Raw genomic sequence first — 15,085 nt, 5'->3', positions numbered from 1 at the left:
CGCTCTCGTCGTGCAGCCGCATTCAGTTAGCGCAGCTTAGGGCTCGGCGCCCAGCACTTGCAAAGCGTCCATCCGCCGCGGCAGGGCAATGCCCATCTGCGCATACAGCGCTGTTGATGAGCTGGCGGTGAGCACAGGCGTCGCGCAGCCTTTGTCGGCCACGGCCGGCGAAAAAATGTCGGATAATCTTACGACTGGACTCAGTGACCGATCTTCTGATTTTTAAGCCGTTGTATTTTCTCTTTTTTACTTTTGGCACGGATTGTGCAAAGTTAAACGCATTAACGCCTACCGACAAGGAGCAGTACGTGACTCATCGATTCTGTTTGGCAGCAGCGCTAGCGGCGCTTGGCGCCTGGCCGCTGCACGCTTTCGCGAGCCCCATCGTTTTTGAAGACCTAATTGACTACTGGAGTGCGGATGGCTCGTACTACGGTGAGCATCAAGCGCCGAACCACCAGTGGGATTCCGTTTCCATTACCGGGGAAAGCGTCATCTTCCGGAATGCTCCTTTAGCCTATACGCACGATATCAATGATGATGTCGATTTGACATCAGGGTACAGGGTGACTGAAGCGTTTCTAGAACTCGATTTCACCAACGACACCAACGATGATTATATTTCCTTTTTTGGCATAATCTTATGGGACAATCGAGAGTTTACCAGAGTCGGCTTCGATGGAAGCAATTGGCGCGATGTCGGTGAGGTTGACACCGGAGACTATACGCTCGTGCTTGACATCGATTGGCTGAACGACGACGGTCTTCTTGATGTCGCAATCGAAGCTTACAACTACGGATGGCTTGGGAAGGCTACAGCCTGGCTGGACCACTCGCGACTATCCGGTACGGCTGTCCTCCGAGCTTCGCCGGGTTTGGCGACCACCAGCATTCCCGAGCCTGGGACGTTGGCATTGCTTGGTGCTGGTCTCCTTGGCATCGGCGCCTACTACCGGCGGCATCGAGTCTGACCTCAGCATCGATACTTTTTGCCAGCCCGTGGAAAGCTTACCGGTACGACGATGCGCGTTAACGGCGCATCCTTTTGACTTCTATGCGCTATCGATAACCGCGGAGCTCTTTCCCGAGATCGAAGCCCTCCAGCGCCTGCGCGCTATTGAAGAGCGGCTCCAAGACGAGCTGCGGCAGCTGCGCGAAGCAGATCCGCAGCCGCCGTCGACGCAAAGCTCACAGGCTGCCGTCTGCCTGCCGCCGCATGGCGCTTCGGCTCTGCGATGCTTCGCATCGGGTTGCTATGTCGCAGGCGACGTATCGGTCCGCCCTGGTGAATCCTCGGCACTCTAAAAGGCCACGAACCCTGGTTTAGGACGGGATTTAACAATGCCGGTTGCAGCGTGCTTGCAGCCCCCATTTCTTAGAGGCCATATCAAAATGCCCGCCTAGCCTACGCAACTTGCTGAGTTTTTGGCTTTAGAGGGCATTCTGTTAGTGCTTCTTTAGGCGATTGCCGGAAAAGCTCGTACCGAATTGCGCAGGATCTTCGTTTGCCTTCGAGGAGCGTCGCCGGGAGCATAGCCGGGCTATGTGACCGGCGGCGCGACGAAGAAGGCGAGCGAAAAGACCAGCAAGGCGGTATGAGCTTTGACAGAAATCGCCTTAGATGTTGCTTTCCGATGCTGCAGCTGCGCCCTGCTAGGACGGCTTAGGGCTCGGCGCGGGGCACCCTGCCGGTGCTGGCTCGCCGATCCCATCGAGCCAAGTGCAGAGCACCGCGACCCGCATCTGCCGGCCGCCGGCGGCGTTGGTCATCAGGACCAGCCCGAGGCGCCGCTCGGGGATCGCGGCGATGAGGTTATGCCAGTTGGGCAGGTTGTCGCCCGGATGATGGGCCAGGAGATGGCCGCTGGGCAGGGTCTTGAGCGCGATGCCGAGGCCGTAACGGGAGCTGGGCAATACTAGGGCGTTGGCACTGTTCGGTTGCGGGGTCAGCATGGCCTGCACCGATTCGGGGCTGATCACACCGCGGCCCGGAGGCTCGCCGCAGGGTCCGGGCATCAGTGCGGCGGTGAAGCGCGCGAGATCGCCCGCGGTCGTCTGCAGACCTGCCGCGGCGAGTGCCGTGAACCGGCGCGCCGGGGCGCGCTTGCCGTCGTCGTCGAAGGTCCAGGCCAGCGGCGGCGACGGTGCCGGCTGAGTCGGGAAGCTGCTGACGCGCATACCGAGCGGCTGCAGGACGCGCCGGCCGACCAGCTCGGCGAAGGGCTCACCGCTCTGCCTGCGCAGCATCAGCTGCGCGAGCGTGAAACCGCCGCCCGAGTAGACAAAGCCCTGGCCCGGCGGATGGACGATCGCGACCGGCGTTCCGCCGGCATCGGCCGCGCCGGCCAAGGATTCCAGCAGCGTCTGCGTCGGCTGCCCGGGCGGGAAGCCGCCATAGCCGGATACCGAGAGCCCGGCTGTGTGGCTCAGCACCCGGCGCACCGTGACCTGGTCCGGGCTCCAGCGCGACGGCGGCAGGCGCCAACCCTCGAGACCGATCTCGATCGGATCGTCCAGATCCACGCGTCCGCGCTCGGCCAGCTGGAGCACCGCGAAGGCGGTGACGGGCTTGGAGTCCGACGCCGCCTGGAATAAGGTGCTCGGCGTCACCGGCACATCCACGCCGGGTTGCGCCATGCCGAAGCCGCGCAGGTAGCGCACCCGCCCCTGCTCGATCAGCGCGAGCGCAGCGCCCGGCACCTCGAAGCGCTCCATCAGCCGCGACAGGGCGGCATCCATCCGCGCATGCAGTGCCGCCGATGACCCAGCGGTAAACTCAGGCCGCGCGCAGCGCCCATCGTCCGTCGCGGACAACCCCGCGACAGGCGACAAGAGCGCCAAGAACAGGAACAGCGACAGTGAACGCAGCAGGCGACAGCGCGGAGGCCGAAGAAGAACCATCACCAGCAAAGAGGCTGCGCCGATGCCGTCATCGCAAAGGTGGACGGGCATTCGGCAGCAGACCATTGCGCCCGTCGAGATGGAGGATGCACAACCAGAATGCCCTTTACAGGCTTAGAAGCCCTAACAGAATGACGCCTGCGGATTGCGGGATCAGGAACCTGCGCAAGTCAAGCGGCCGCTTTGACAGGGCCTCTTAAGAAACCAGCAGCTCGGTCAGGCCGGTCAGACGTTTTAATAGGAGCTCTCAACGTCGTCAGAATGATTGGCGGAGAGAGAGGGATTCGAACCCTCGATGGGCTATTAACCCATACTCCCTTAGCAGGGGAGCGCCTTCAGCCACTCGGCCATCTCTCCAACGGACCTTCATTGTAACAGACTCAGAACAGGGGACGTCTAGCCCGGGATGCCCATCCCGCCTGGTCGTATCGTCACCCGTCCCGGAGGTATCCCCACAATTTGGCCGACGCTGGGGCGCCGGCACGATGATAACGCGGGGGGAATGGTGGGGGGTTGCCGAAACCGGCCTGTCGCCCGCAAGCGGGCGACGCGGCGAGTGATTCCTGTGATGAGGCCCATACAAGCCAGCCGCCTCTGCAGCGGCTTCGGTCATCCTGTCGGGCCTCTTGAACGCCCTGACAAATGCCCTCTATGCCCTTCGAAATCAGTCGCCGAGCCCGCGATCATCGGCAACGGGCTGCTCTGGGTGCCCTTGCTCCGGCATCCCCTGCGCCTGCTCGCGCTTGATCCGCTCGTAGATCTCTTCGCGGTGCACAGCGACCTCGCGCGGTGCATTGACGCCGATGCGAACCTGGTTTCCTTTAACGCCGAGCACCGTGACGGTGACTTCATCGCCAATCATCAGTGTTTCGCCGACGCGACGGGTAAGTATAAGCATGATGAGTAATCCCTCGCTTTCCTTCTTGAACTGAACCGCGGTTCCTTCGGCACCTCAGATCCCGCAGCCCTTACGACGCAGTCTGAGGCCGATATTGCCGCAGACGCAAGCCCTTACCGGCGCTTTTCGCGTATCGCAGAAGTTTATCAGCAAGCATCACTGCAGTGCAGCAATGATTACGATTTGATTTCAGCCCTCTGCAGACGCCTCTTCCGCCAGGCCGAAGGCGTCGTGCAGGGCCCTGACGCCGAGCTCGAGGTATTTCTCGTCGATGACCACCGAGATCTTGATCTCCGAGGTCGAGATCATCCGGATATTGATCCCTTCCCGAGCTAGCGCCTCGAACATCCGGCTGGCGATGCCGGCATGCGAGCGCATGCCGACGCCGACCAGGCTGAGCTTGACGATCGCCGGATCACCGGCCACCTCACGCGCTGCGAGTTGTTGCGCGGTCTCCTGCAGCACGCGCAGCGCGGTCTGGTAATCGCTGCGGTTGACGGTGAAGGTGAAGTCGGTTGTGGCGCCATCGGCGCCGACGTTCTGCACGATCATGTCCACCTCGATGTTCGAGGCGGAGATGGGGCCGAGAATCTTGTGTGCAATCCCCGGCTGATCCGGAACGCCGAGGACAGTGAGCTTCGCTTCGTCCTTGGCGAAGGCGATGCCGGCGATCTTGGCGTCTTCCACGTTCTCCTCCTCGAAACTGATCAGGGTGCCCTCGCCGTCGCGAAAGCTCGAGAGCACACGCAATGGGACCCGGTACTTGCCGGCGAACTCGACGGCGCGAATCTGCAGGACCTTCGAGCCCAGACTGGCCATCTCCAGCATCTCCTCGAAGGTGATGCGCTCAAGCTTGCGCGCCCGCGGCTCGATGCGCGGATCGGTGGTGTAGACGCCATCGACATCGGTGTAGATCTGGCACTCGTCAGCCTTCAGCGCCGCGGCGATCGCGACCGCCGAGGTGTCCGAGCCGCCGCGCCCGAGGGTGGTGATATTGCCCGCCTCGTCGGTGCCTTGGAAGCCGGCGACCACGACGACGCGCCCGGCGTCGAGGTCCTCGCAGATCCGGGCGCCGTCGATATCGCGAATCCGCGCCTTATTGTGCGCGCTGTCGGTTCGGATCTGCACCTGCGAGCCGGTGTAGGAACGCGCCGGACAGCCGGCAGCCTCCAATGCCATCGACAGGAGCGCGATGGTGACCTGTTCGCCGGTCGCGATCAGGACGTCCAGCTCCCGCGGCACGGGCTGCGGCTGGATCGCCTTGGCCAGGCCGATCAGCCGATCGGTCTCGCCGGACATCGCCGAGACCACGACGACCACCTTGTGACCCTGGTCACGGGAGCGCTTGACCCGCTCCGCGACCGCCTGAATGCGCTCGACGGTGCCGACCGAGGTTCCGCCATACTTCTGCACGATGAGAGACATAAGGTGTTCAGGCCGCGGAGGCCCGCTCCTTGACCCAGTCGCCGGCCAGATCGAGCGCGGCCGGGATGCCGGCCGGATCACTGCCGCCGGCCTGCGCCATATCCGGCCGCCCGCCGCCGCGCCCGCCGACCTTCTCGGCGGCCGCCTTGACCAGATCGCCGGCCTTGAAGCGCCCGACCAGGTCCTTGGTGACGCCGGCGATCAGGTTGACCTTGCCGTCGCTCTCGGTCGCCAGCAGGACCACCCCCGAGCCGAGCTTGTTCTTGAGCTGATCCAGCGTCTCACGCAAGGACTTGGGATCGACCCCGTCGAGCCGCGCAGCCAGCACCTTGACGCCGTCGATCTCGACCGCGGAGTCGGTCAGCTCGCTGCCGGCGGCACTGGCCAGCTTGGCCTTGAGCTGTTCGAGCTCCTTCTCCAGCCGTCGCGAGCGCTCGACCAGGTTCGCGACCTTCTCGTCGGCGTCGTTCGCGGCGCCCTTGACCAATGCGGCGATCCGGGCAAGCCGGGCCTCCTCCTCCTCGACCCAGCTCAGCGCGACGTCCCCGGCGACGGCCTCGACCCGCCGCACCCCGGCGCTGATCCCGGCCTCGGCGACGATCTTGAACAGACCGATATCGCCGACCGCGCGCACATGGGTACCGCCGCAGAGCTCGACCGAGAAGTCACCCATACGCAGCACCCGAACCTGATCGGCATACTTCTCGCCGAACAGGGCCATCGCGCCGGACGCCTTAGCATCCTCGAGCCCCATGATCCGGGTCTCGACGGTGTGGTTCTCGCGGATCTCGCGGTTGACGAGCCGCTCGATCTCGCGCAGCTGCTCGCGCGAGACCGGCTCGAAATGGGTGAAGTCGAAGCGCAGCCGGTCCGGGCCCACCAGCGAGCCGCGCTGCTGGACATGATCCCCAAGCACCTGGCGCAAGGCCGCATGCAGCAGATGGGTCGCCGAGTGGTGCAAGGCGGTCGCGCGCCGGCGGTCGCAGTCGACGCGCGCATCGACGCGATCGCCGACCGAGAGCTCACCGTCGGTCAGCCGGCCGATGTGACAGATCACCCCACCCTGCTGCTGGGTGTCCTGGACCTCGAAGCGGGCGGTCTCGCTGGTCAGGGTGCCGCGGTCGCCGACCTGACCGCCGGCCTCGGCGTAGAACGGGGTCACGTCCAGCACCAGCAGGCCCTGCTCGCCGGCAGCCAGGCGATCCTGCGGCTCGCCGTCGCGGTAACAGGCGACGACGGTGGCCTGATCGACCAGCCCTTCGTAGCCGGTGAAGTCGGTCTCGCCGTCGACATCGAGTTCGATCACATCGGCGGCGCTGAAATGGCTCGCGGCCCGCGCCCGCTCCTTCTGTGCCGCCATCGCGTGCTCGAAGCCGGCCAGATCCAGCGTCAGGCCGCGTTCGCGGGCGATATCGGCGGTCAGATCGGCCGGGAAGCCGTAGGTATCGTAGAGACGAAACACCTCGTGGCCCGGGACCTCGGTGCCGCTGAGGTCGGCGACGATCTCGTCGAAGATGCGCAGGCCCTGCTCGAGGGTGTCGGCGAAGCGCTCCTCCTCGGTGCGCAGGACCCGCTCGACATGCTCACGCCGCTCGCGCAGCTCCGGATAGGCGTCGCCCATCTCGGCTGCGAGCGGCTCGACCAGCCGCCAGAAGAACGGCTCGGTCTGCCCGAGCTGGTAGCCGTGTCGGATCGCCCGCCGGATGATCCGGCGCTGCACATAGCCGCGGCCCTCGTTGCCGGGCGTGACCCCGTCGATGATCAGGAAGGCCGCCGAGCGGATGTGGTCGGCGATCACGCGCAGTGATTTGCTGGTGAGATCGGCGCAGCCGGTGACCTCGGCCGCGGCCCGGATCAGGGCCTGGAACAGGTCGATCTCGTAGTTGCTGTGCACGCCCTGCATCACCGCGGCGAGGCGCTCGAGCCCCATCCCGGTGTCGACCGATGGCCGCGGCAGCGGATGGAGCGCACCCTTGGCGTCGCGGTCGTACTGCATGAAGACCAGGTTCCAGATCTCGACGTAGCGGTCGCCATCCTCATCGGCCGAGCCGGGCGGCCCGCCCGGGATGGCGGGGCCATGGTCGTAGAAGATCTCGGAGCAGGGACCGCAGGGGCCGGTCTCGCCCATCGACCAGAAGTTGTCCTTCTCGCCGCAGCGCGAGAAGCGGCTCGGGTCGACGCCGAGCTCGTCGAGCCAGATGCGTGCGGCCTCATCGTCGTCCTGATAGACGGTGATCCAGAGTCTCTCGGCGGGCATCTGCAGCCGCTCGGTCAGGAACGCCCAGGCGAAGCCGATCGCCTCGCGCTTGAAGTAGTCACCGAAGCTGAAGTTGCCGAGCATCTCGAAGAAGGTGTGATGCCGGGCGGTGTAGCCGACGTTCTCGAGATCATTGTGCTTGCCGCCGGCGCGCACGCAGCGCTGCGAGGTGACCGCACGCGTGTACGGGCGCTGCTCGCGGCCAAGGAAGACGTCCTTGAACTGGACCATGCCGGCGTTGGTGAACAGCAGGGTCGGGTCGTTGCCAGGGACCAGCGGGCTGCTCTCGACGGCTGTATGACCCTGCTCAGCAAAGTAGTCGAGGAAGGCCTGGCGAAGCTCGGCGCTACTCTTTATCACAACGGGTCAACTCCGGGGACAGAACAGGGCAGGTTAAGGATTGGGACATAAGTGGCCGAGCCGAATGGGCGCTCATCGGCGGCCGATACCGCGCCCGCGCCGTCAGTCTTCACGACGTTCGGCACGCTCGGCATCGAGGAAACGGGCGATCAACCCTGGCGGAAAGCCGCGGTACTCGAGGAACCGGGAGCGTTTCAGATGCTCACGCTGATCGCCGATGGCCCGTTCCCCGTAGCGTTTGCGGTAGACCGCCTCGAGACACTGGGTCAGCGCCTCGTCCTCCAGAGTCAGGTAGGGCTCGATCTGCTCATCCGAAAGCCCCTTCTCGCGCAGCTCGAAGCGGATGCGCAGCGGGCCGAAGCCCTTGTCGAGGCGCTCGGCCACATAGGCGGCGATCAGACGCTCTTCGCTGAGCAGGTCATCGGCGATCAGGGCATCGAGCACGGTCTCGACATCTTCGGCCGCGTAGCCGCGCCGCCGCAGCTTGCGGGACAGCTCGAGCCGGCTGTGCTCACGCGTCGTCAGCAGCTTCAGCGCTCGGCTGCGGATCTCGTCCAGCGGGGGCTCGTCCAGTGGCGGCCCATCAGGGCTAGCGGTTTGCTCGGAGCTCACGTCCTCCCTCTTACGGTCGACCCGCTCGCGGTCGCGCTTCTCAACGAGGCCCTCACCCATCGGCGGCGAGCGGTGCCTCGGCCCCACCCTCCGGCTCGCCGGCCTCGCTTTCTGGCTTGGGCTTCGGCAGCAAGGCCTCACGCACCTTGGCATCGATCTCGGCGGCCAGGTCCGGGTTCTCCTTCAGGAAGTTGCGGACATTGTCCTTGCCCTGGCCGATCCGATTGCCATCGTAGCTGTACCAGGCCCCGGACTTCTCGATGATGCCGGCATTGACCCCGAGATCGACCATCTCGCCCTCGCGCGAGATGCCCTCGCCATAGAGGATGTCGAAGGTAACCTCGCGGAACGGCGGCGCCATCTTGTTCTTGACCACCTTGACGCGGGTCTCGTTCCCGACGACCTCGGCGCCGCGCTTGATCGAGCCGATCCGGCGGATGTCGAGCCGGACCGACGAGTAGAACTTGAGCGCATTGCCGCCGGTCGTGGTCTCCGGCGAGCCGAACATCACGCCGATCTTCATCCGGATCTGGTTGATGAAGATCACGATGGCATTGGAGCGCTTGATGTTGGCGGTGAGCTTGCGCAGCGCCTGCGACATCAGCCGCGCCTGCAGGCCGACATGCGAGTCGCCCATCTCGCCCTCGATCTCGGCCTTGGGGGTCAAGGCCGCGACTGAGTCGATGACCACCAGGTCGACCGCGCCGGAACGGACCAGCATATCGGTGATCTCGAGCGCCTGCTCGCCGGTATCGGGCTGCGAGACGAGCAGATCGTCCATATTGACGCCGAGCTTCTCGGCGTAGGTCGGGTCGAGCGCGTGCTCGGCATCGACGAAGGCCGCGGTGCCGCCGGCGCGCTGCGCCTCGGCGACCGCGTGCAGGGTCAGCGTGGTCTTACCGGACGACTCCGGGCCGTAGACCTCGACCACCCGCCCGCGCGGCAGACCGCCGATGCCGAGCGCCACATCGAGCCCCAGCGAGCCGGTCGAGACCGACTCGACATTCGGGATCGCGCCGGCATCGCCCATCCGCATCACGGAGCCCTTGCCGAACTGCTTCTCGATCTGGCTCAGTGCGGCCGCCAGCGCCTTCTTGCGATTCTCGTCCATTGCCAGCCCTCAAGCGCCGTCGGACAGGACAGCGCGATCGAAATCAGGTGAAAGATGGATTATCCCACAGCTGCCCCGCGCCGACACAAGGCCGAGCACAGGCTAACGCTGATGGCACGCCACAAGGCCGAGCACAGGCTAGCGCTGATCACACGCCGCCATCCCGGACGACAAATCCCAGGAGATTCACGGTAGCGCGTCGCGTCAGCAATACCGTGACCCTAGCGAGAACGATCCTGTCACGATCGCCATCCGCAGGCGCCAAATCGATCAATCGAATGGCCAGCGCCGGATGATCCGATAGGAAGGGCGGCGCCCAGAACCGCTTGCCGCAAGCACGAATTCGCTCACCGGCCAGCGCAGTTCAACGGGCTCGGGCTCGATCGGCGGCGCCCTCCGTGCCAGCGTGAGATGGGGACGGTAGCGACGCTTCTCAGGTTCGAGACCGCACACCAGCAGGTTCTGCTGTAGCTGACTGACCAGCGCGAAGAGCGCGTTCGGCACCTGCCGGGGCTGCGCCACCCAGAGCCGCTGCTTCGTCCAGCTGCCGACCTGCTCGAGCACCAGTTCGAACCCGCCGCAGGCGATATCATCTCCGGCCGCCTCGATGCAGGCGCGCAGGTGTGGCTCGACGGCCCCGACGAAGACCAGCGTCAGATGCAGATCGTCCGGATGGGTGAGCCGCGGCCGCGCCCTTTCTGGGGGATGCGCTGCCGCTGTCGCCGGCGGCCTGGGCGATGTCGGGGTCGGGGTCGGCGTTGGGTTCGTACTTCGGCTCGCGCTCGGACTCGGGCTCGTACTTGGGCTCAGGCGCGGGCTCATACTTGAACTCGGTGTCGCGCTCGGATCGAGCCGCTCACGCCGTTCGACCAGCGCATCGCGCAGCGCCGCTGTCGGCCAGAGCGCAAAGAACAGCCGCTCGACCATCGCGTTATACCCATCTCAAATCAGTTTTCGGTTTTACTCGACCGCTCCGCGTCGCGTAACGGCGCTCGGGGGACGCCGTGAATCCATCCGTGGAGGCTTGACGACGGCATCCATGCCGTCGACACCCCCGCTCGCCGTCACCCGACCCTCCGCTCTGCCGTGCCGAAAACTGACGTGCTTTGGGTATAAAAAACACGGGGGTCATTGCCTCATTCTCCGGGGTGGCCGGCCGCCATGATCGTCACCGAGAACCACCCGGAGTTCGTCGTCCGGGATGGCACCGTAGCCGTTACCGCGAATCACGCGGGATCCATCGTTCGGGTTGGCACCGTGCCGTGAACATTAGCAGGCATCAGCGGGGGTATCAGCGGTGGCATCACAGCGGGTGATCAGGCCACCGAGTGCATGGCGGACCGATGCGCGCCGGACCTCGTCGCGGTTGCCGTCCAGATAGCAGGTCTCGGTCTCGACGCGATCAGGGAACGCGAAGCCGAAGCAGACCATGCCGACTGGCTTGGCCGGCGTTCCACCTCCGGGCCCGGCAACCCCGCTCACGGCAACGGCGATCTCGGCGCGGCTTCGCGCGACGGCGCCGAGCGCCATCTCCCGGACCACTGCCTCGCTGACTGCACCCTCGGCGGCGAGGGTCTCGGCCGCGACCCCGAGCATCTCCTGCTTGGCCTCGTTGCTGTAGGTCACGAAGCCGCGCTCCAGCCAGCCGCTGCTGCCCGGGATGTCGGTGATGCACTTGGCGATCCAGCCGCCGGTACAGGATTCGGCCGCGGCCAGCCGCCATCCCCTGGCCTCGAGCACGGCCCCTAACTGCGCTGCCAACCGCTGAAGGTCGTTGCTCATCAAACAGGTCGTCCTATCGAGATGGCCGAGCGTGCAACGATTCGAGATGGTCGAGCGTGCAAGTAAAGGGTCGCCCCGGGTTCAACTGAAATGGTGATCTCCAGTTGGGGTGATCTTCCGTTGGGGTAACCTCCCGCTGGGGTGATCTCCCGCTGGCGGGCACAGCAACCTGTGCCGGCTTGACACATCATATTCAACCGATTGGCGGACCAGCGCTAAGAAACTGTCCATCAACGTCTTCCCGATTCGAGGGGCACTGTTGAACGATCACCGGGAAGTAGAAAATGGACAGCCACTAAGCGAGCGAATACGAGTCGGGCATTTGTCAGTGCCGAGATCGCCACCATGCTTTAGTCTGATCAACGCAACCCCAAACTGAAACCAAACCCTTAGAAACTGTTCATCAACTGCTTCCCGATTTGAGCACCACTGTAGGGCGATGATCGGGAAGTAGAATTTAGATAGCTACTTAGCACGTCGAACCATGTCCGATCAAGCCATCCTGTGCGAGCACAATCCGCCACCCGCCAAGCTCGAGGTCCTCGGCGTCGAGGGCTGGCCGATCTGGAAGAAGGAGCCGTCACGCTTCGACTGGACCTATCACCAGAGCGAGACCTGCTACATCGTGCGGGGCGAGTTCAGCGTCACCCCGAGCGACGGCGAGCCCCAGCACTTCAAGCGCGGCGACCTGATCACCTTTCCAGCGGGCATGGCCTGTGTGTGGGAGATCACCAAGCCGGTCGAGAAGCATTACCGACTCGACTAGTAGACCGTTCCCGCTCATCTTGCCACGCTGTGCCGAACGCGAGCTAAGGCGATTGCCGGAAAAGCTCGTACCGAATTGCGCAGGATTTTCGTTTGCCTTCGAGGAGCGTCGCCGGGAGCATAGCCGGGCTATGTGACCGGCGGCGCGACGAAGAAGGCGAGCGAAAAGACCAGCAAGGCGGTATGAGCTTTGACAGAAATCGCCTAACGCCTTTGGCACTGGGTTCCAGCATCCTGCCGGAACGACGGCAACATAAGGTGGAAAGCGGTACTCGCCGCAGGCCGCTTAGCTAGTGCATCACGTCAGAAATGTCGAGCCCCTTTTCCTGCCATCTGGCTCTCAGGGCTGTAGGAGCCCGCTTGCGGGCGACCAAGCCCCGGGCGACCAGTCAGCGCTCGCGGCGGCGAAGATCGCCCGCAAGCGGGCTCCTACCCTACGACCATTGGCGGCAGCGACAATCGGTCTCGGAATTTCCGCTGTCTTGCACTAGTGGCTACTGGCTAACGCTCATGGCACGGCGCCACCCCGGACGATGAATTCCGTGTGATCCACAGTGGTGGTTCCTCGCTGCTAGTCGGCCATGCTACCCGACTGGTAACCCGCCAAGTCCATCGCGACATGCCGGAAGCCAAAGCGCTGAATCCCCTCGATCACGGCCCCGGCATCGGCCAGTAGCCGCTCGCGCTGAACCGGGGCGACCTCGATGCGCGCCAGATTGCCATGGCAGCGCACCCGCACCCAGGTGTAGCCGAGCTCGGTGAGGAAGCGTTCGGCCTCCTCGATACGCTGCAGCTGCTCCATCGAGAACCGCACATTGAACGCCAACCGCGTCAGCAGGCAGGCGTTGGTCGGCTTATGCCAGGTTGGCAGGTCCATGTCGCGCGCGATCGCCCGCACCGCGGCCTTGTCGATCCCGGCCTCGATGAAGGGACTCCTGATCCCGAGCTCACGGAGCGCGCGCAGCCCTGGGCGCTGCTCATCGCCATCGTCGGCGTTACTGCCATCGAGCAAGGTCTCGAAACCGAGCTCGGCCGCACTGTTGAGCAGCCGCGTGTACATCGCGCGCTTACAGCGAAAACAGCGGTCCGGCGGATTGACCTCCATCCCCTCCGGCATCGGCATCTCGACCAGTTCGTGGCGGACACCGAGCTTCGACGTCAGCCCGACGGCGTCGCCGATCTCCTGCCGCACCATATAGGGTGTCACCGCTGTCAGTGCGATGACCCGGTCGCTGCCGAGCCGCTCACGCACCAACGCCAGCAGCAAGGTACTATCGGCGCCGCCTGAGAAGGCGACCGCTGCCGTCTCCAGCCCCTCGAGACGGTCAATGATTGCACCATGGTCTCGCTCCATCGTGCCCCTCCTCTTCTATCCTGGGCGATTGGCCCAGGTGGTTGGTCTCCCAGGTGGTTGGTCCCCCAGGTGGTTGGTCCCCCAGGTGGTTGTCCCCCAGGTGGTTGACCCCCAGGTGGTTCAGCCCCAGGTCGTTGCCCCCCAGGTCGTTGCCCCCCCAGGTGATTGTGCCCCAGGTGGCTGACCCAAGGTCACTCGCCCCCAGCTGGTTGGGCTATCGCCCGAGCTCGTCGGCTCAGGCTCGTTCGCATTCGACCGGCGCCGGACGACCGGGCGGAGCGGGCCGCGCCCGAACCGAATCGCCCGTCTGCACGGGGCGCCGAGTATACGCCTGCCGCCAGAATCGTTCACATCCGCGTCATCATTTGGCAGACGGCAAGAGACCGGTCACAATGCGGGCGCCGCACCGTCGCAACCCGACTGCCGGCCCCGAGACTGGCCAGCCGCTTAGGCTGAGCCAAAACACCAGAATCAAGCTCGAGGGGAGTTCTCGTAACGATGCGTTCCAAAGCTCTGTTGTTCCTTCCGTTCTTCGCCCTTTTCCTGGCCTTTGCACCGCTCCAGGCCAGCGCCCAGGACATGGCGATCTCGGATACCGTCTTGAAGATGCCGTTGGCCGATGACGTGTCGATGGACGATGCCGTCGACTCGATGAAGCTCCGCGCCAATAGCCTGAACTTCAAGCTCGTCGCCCACCTGCCGCTCTACAAGGAGCTGGAGGCCATGGATGTCGAGTCCGGGCGCATCGAGATCTTCCAGTTCTGCGATGCCCGCATCGCGAACCAGATGCTTCAGTTCAATATCGACTTCGCCGCCTACCTGCCCTGCCGTATCGCCTTGATCGAGGACGAGGACGGTAAGCCCTGGCTCGTCACGCTCGATCTCGGCAAGATCATCCCGGGCGCCAACCTGCCGCCGGATCTACTCGAGAAGGCCGAGCTCGTGCGCGACAACATCGAGTCAATCATGACCGCCGGCGCCAACGGCGAGCTCTGAGATGCCTACCGTGAATCACACGGTATTCATCGTCCGAGGTGGCAGCATGCCATGAGCGTTACCGTGAATCAGGTGGCTTCATCGTCCTGGGTGGCACGTGGTGCCATGAGCGTTATACCTAAAGCACGTCAATTTTCGGCACGGCAGAGCGGAGGGTCGGGTGACGGCGAGCGGGGGTGTCGACGGCATGGATGCCGTCGTCAAGCCTCCACGGATGGATTCACGGCGTCCCCCCAAGACTGCGCCGGGCGCCGTGACGCGACGCGGAGCGGTCGAGTAAAACCGAAAACTGATTTGAGATGGGTATAGTCTTAGGCTGATCGCACGCTGACAGCGATCGTGCATCAGCGTCAACAATACCGAGACCCTTTGCCTGCCACCTGGCTCTCAGTGCCGTAGGAGCCCGCTTGCGGGCGACCAGGCCCCGGGCGACTAGGCCGCGCTCGCGGCTGCGAAGATCGCCCGCAAGCGGGCTCCTACCTCACGACCATTGCGGGCAGTGATCATTGCGGGCAGCGACAATCGGTCTCGGGATCTCCGCTATCTTGCACTCGGGCTTCGTCAGCCCCCAGGGCACCCCTAGGGCGCACCCCCTCAGGGCGCAATCCCCCCAGGGCGCAATCC

Annotated in this window: 12 protein-coding genes and 1 tRNA gene; 3 read left to right on the top strand and 10 right to left on the bottom strand. The window is 64.5% G+C overall.

Annotated elements, in window-relative coordinates:
* Positions 1-203: 203 nt before the first annotated feature.
* Positions 204-971, top strand: a complete 768-nt coding sequence (locus CKO40_RS25220) for a PEP-CTERM sorting domain-containing protein (protein ID WP_200348028.1) — start codon at positions 204-206, stop codon at positions 969-971.
* A gap of 682 nt (positions 972-1,653) precedes the next feature.
* On the opposite strand, the gene CKO40_RS19015 is transcribed toward CKO40_RS25220, so the two are convergent.
* The 9 genes from CKO40_RS19015 to CKO40_RS18975 form a co-directional block, all read right to left on the bottom strand.
* Positions 1,654-2,952: a serine hydrolase domain-containing protein gene (locus tag CKO40_RS19015; protein WP_200348027.1), complete on the bottom strand. Its 1,299-nt coding sequence runs from the start codon at positions 2,950-2,952 to the stop codon at positions 1,654-1,656.
* A 215-nt stretch (positions 2,953-3,167) separates the two neighbouring features.
* A tRNA-Ser gene (locus CKO40_RS19010) sits at positions 3,168-3,258 on the bottom strand.
* Between the two features lie 307 nt (positions 3,259-3,565).
* Complete coding sequence (gene csrA, locus CKO40_RS19005; protein ID WP_200348026.1) at positions 3,566-3,799, bottom strand: carbon storage regulator CsrA; 234 nt, start codon at positions 3,797-3,799, stop codon at positions 3,566-3,568.
* A gap of 189 nt (positions 3,800-3,988) precedes the next feature.
* Positions 3,989-5,224 carry an aspartate kinase gene (locus CKO40_RS19000; protein WP_200348025.1) on the bottom strand — a complete coding sequence of 412 codons (1,236 nt, stop codon included), beginning with the start codon at positions 5,222-5,224 and terminating at the stop codon, positions 3,989-3,991.
* A gap of 7 nt (positions 5,225-5,231) precedes the next feature.
* Complete coding sequence (gene alaS / locus CKO40_RS18995) at positions 5,232-7,838, bottom strand: alanine--tRNA ligase (protein ID WP_200348069.1); 2,607 nt, start codon at positions 7,836-7,838, stop codon at positions 5,232-5,234.
* Between the two features lie 105 nt (positions 7,839-7,943).
* Entirely contained in the window at positions 7,944-8,513 is a 570-nt protein-coding gene (locus CKO40_RS18990; protein WP_200348024.1) for a regulatory protein RecX, read from the bottom strand.
* Positions 8,506-9,564, bottom strand: a complete 1,059-nt coding sequence (recA, locus tag CKO40_RS18985) for a recombinase RecA (protein WP_200348023.1) — start codon at positions 9,562-9,564, stop codon at positions 8,506-8,508. Before recA ends, CKO40_RS18990 begins: the two co-directional genes overlap by 8 nt.
* A 270-nt stretch (positions 9,565-9,834) precedes the next feature.
* Positions 9,835-10,491, bottom strand: a complete 657-nt coding sequence (gene thpR / locus CKO40_RS18980) for an RNA 2',3'-cyclic phosphodiesterase (protein WP_200348022.1) — start codon at positions 10,489-10,491, stop codon at positions 9,835-9,837.
* Positions 10,492-10,833: 342 nt separating this feature from the next.
* On the bottom strand, positions 10,834-11,346 hold the full coding sequence (locus CKO40_RS18975) for a CinA family protein (protein WP_200348021.1): 513 nt from the start codon (positions 11,344-11,346) through the stop codon (positions 10,834-10,836).
* A gap of 484 nt (positions 11,347-11,830) precedes the next feature.
* Here CKO40_RS18975 and CKO40_RS18970 point away from each other — a divergent pair, with 484 nt between their 5' ends.
* Positions 11,831-12,112 (top strand): cupin domain-containing protein, encoded by a 282-nt coding sequence (locus CKO40_RS18970; protein WP_200348020.1) that lies wholly within the window; start codon positions 11,831-11,833, stop codon positions 12,110-12,112.
* Positions 12,113-12,682: 570 nt separating this feature from the next.
* Here the strand turns inward: CKO40_RS18970 and larE are convergent.
* Positions 12,683-13,465, bottom strand: coding sequence for an ATP-dependent sacrificial sulfur transferase LarE (larE, locus tag CKO40_RS18965; protein ID WP_200348019.1), 783 nt, complete (start codon positions 13,463-13,465; stop codon positions 12,683-12,685).
* A gap of 498 nt (positions 13,466-13,963) precedes the next feature.
* On the opposite strand from larE, the gene CKO40_RS18960 reads away from it, so the two are divergent.
* Positions 13,964-14,461, top strand: coding sequence for a DUF302 domain-containing protein (locus CKO40_RS18960; protein ID WP_200348018.1), 498 nt, complete (start codon positions 13,964-13,966; stop codon positions 14,459-14,461).
* Positions 14,462-15,085 lie beyond the last annotated feature (624 nt).

It is taken from the genome of Halochromatium glycolicum (assembly GCF_016584085.1).
GTDB lineage: Bacteria > Pseudomonadota > Gammaproteobacteria > Chromatiales > Chromatiaceae > Lamprobacter > Lamprobacter glycolicus.
Note: the sequence above shows the minus strand (reverse complement) of the source record. Positions and strands in the feature narration are given on the sequence as shown.

Excerpts from the sequence above, each read along its gene's own strand:
- CKO40_RS19015 (WP_200348027.1), bottom strand. The coding sequence starts at position 2,952 with ATGCCCGTCCACCTTTGCGATGACGGCATCGGCGCAGCCTCTTTGCTG.
- csrA (WP_200348026.1), bottom strand. The coding sequence starts at position 3,799 with ATGCTTATACTTACCCGTCGCGTCGGCGAAACACTGATGATTGGCGAT.
- CKO40_RS19000 (WP_200348025.1), bottom strand. The coding sequence starts at position 5,224 with ATGTCTCTCATCGTGCAGAAGTATGGCGGAACCTCGGTCGGCACCGTC.
- CKO40_RS18990 (WP_200348024.1), bottom strand. The coding sequence starts at position 8,513 with ATGGGTGAGGGCCTCGTTGAGAAGCGCGACCGCGAGCGGGTCGACCGT.
- recA (WP_200348023.1), bottom strand. The coding sequence starts at position 9,564 with ATGGACGAGAATCGCAAGAAGGCGCTGGCGGCCGCACTGAGCCAGATC.
- thpR (WP_200348022.1), bottom strand. The coding sequence starts at position 10,491 with ATGGTCGAGCGGCTGTTCTTTGCGCTCTGGCCGACAGCGGCGCTGCGC.
- CKO40_RS18975 (WP_200348021.1), bottom strand. The coding sequence starts at position 11,346 with ATGAGCAACGACCTTCAGCGGTTGGCAGCGCAGTTAGGGGCCGTGCTC.
- CKO40_RS18970 (WP_200348020.1), top strand. The coding sequence starts at position 11,831 with ATGTCCGATCAAGCCATCCTGTGCGAGCACAATCCGCCACCCGCCAAG.
- larE (WP_200348019.1), bottom strand. The coding sequence starts at position 13,465 with ATGGAGCGAGACCATGGTGCAATCATTGACCGTCTCGAGGGGCTGGAG.
- CKO40_RS18960 (WP_200348018.1), top strand. The coding sequence starts at position 13,964 with ATGCGTTCCAAAGCTCTGTTGTTCCTTCCGTTCTTCGCCCTTTTCCTG.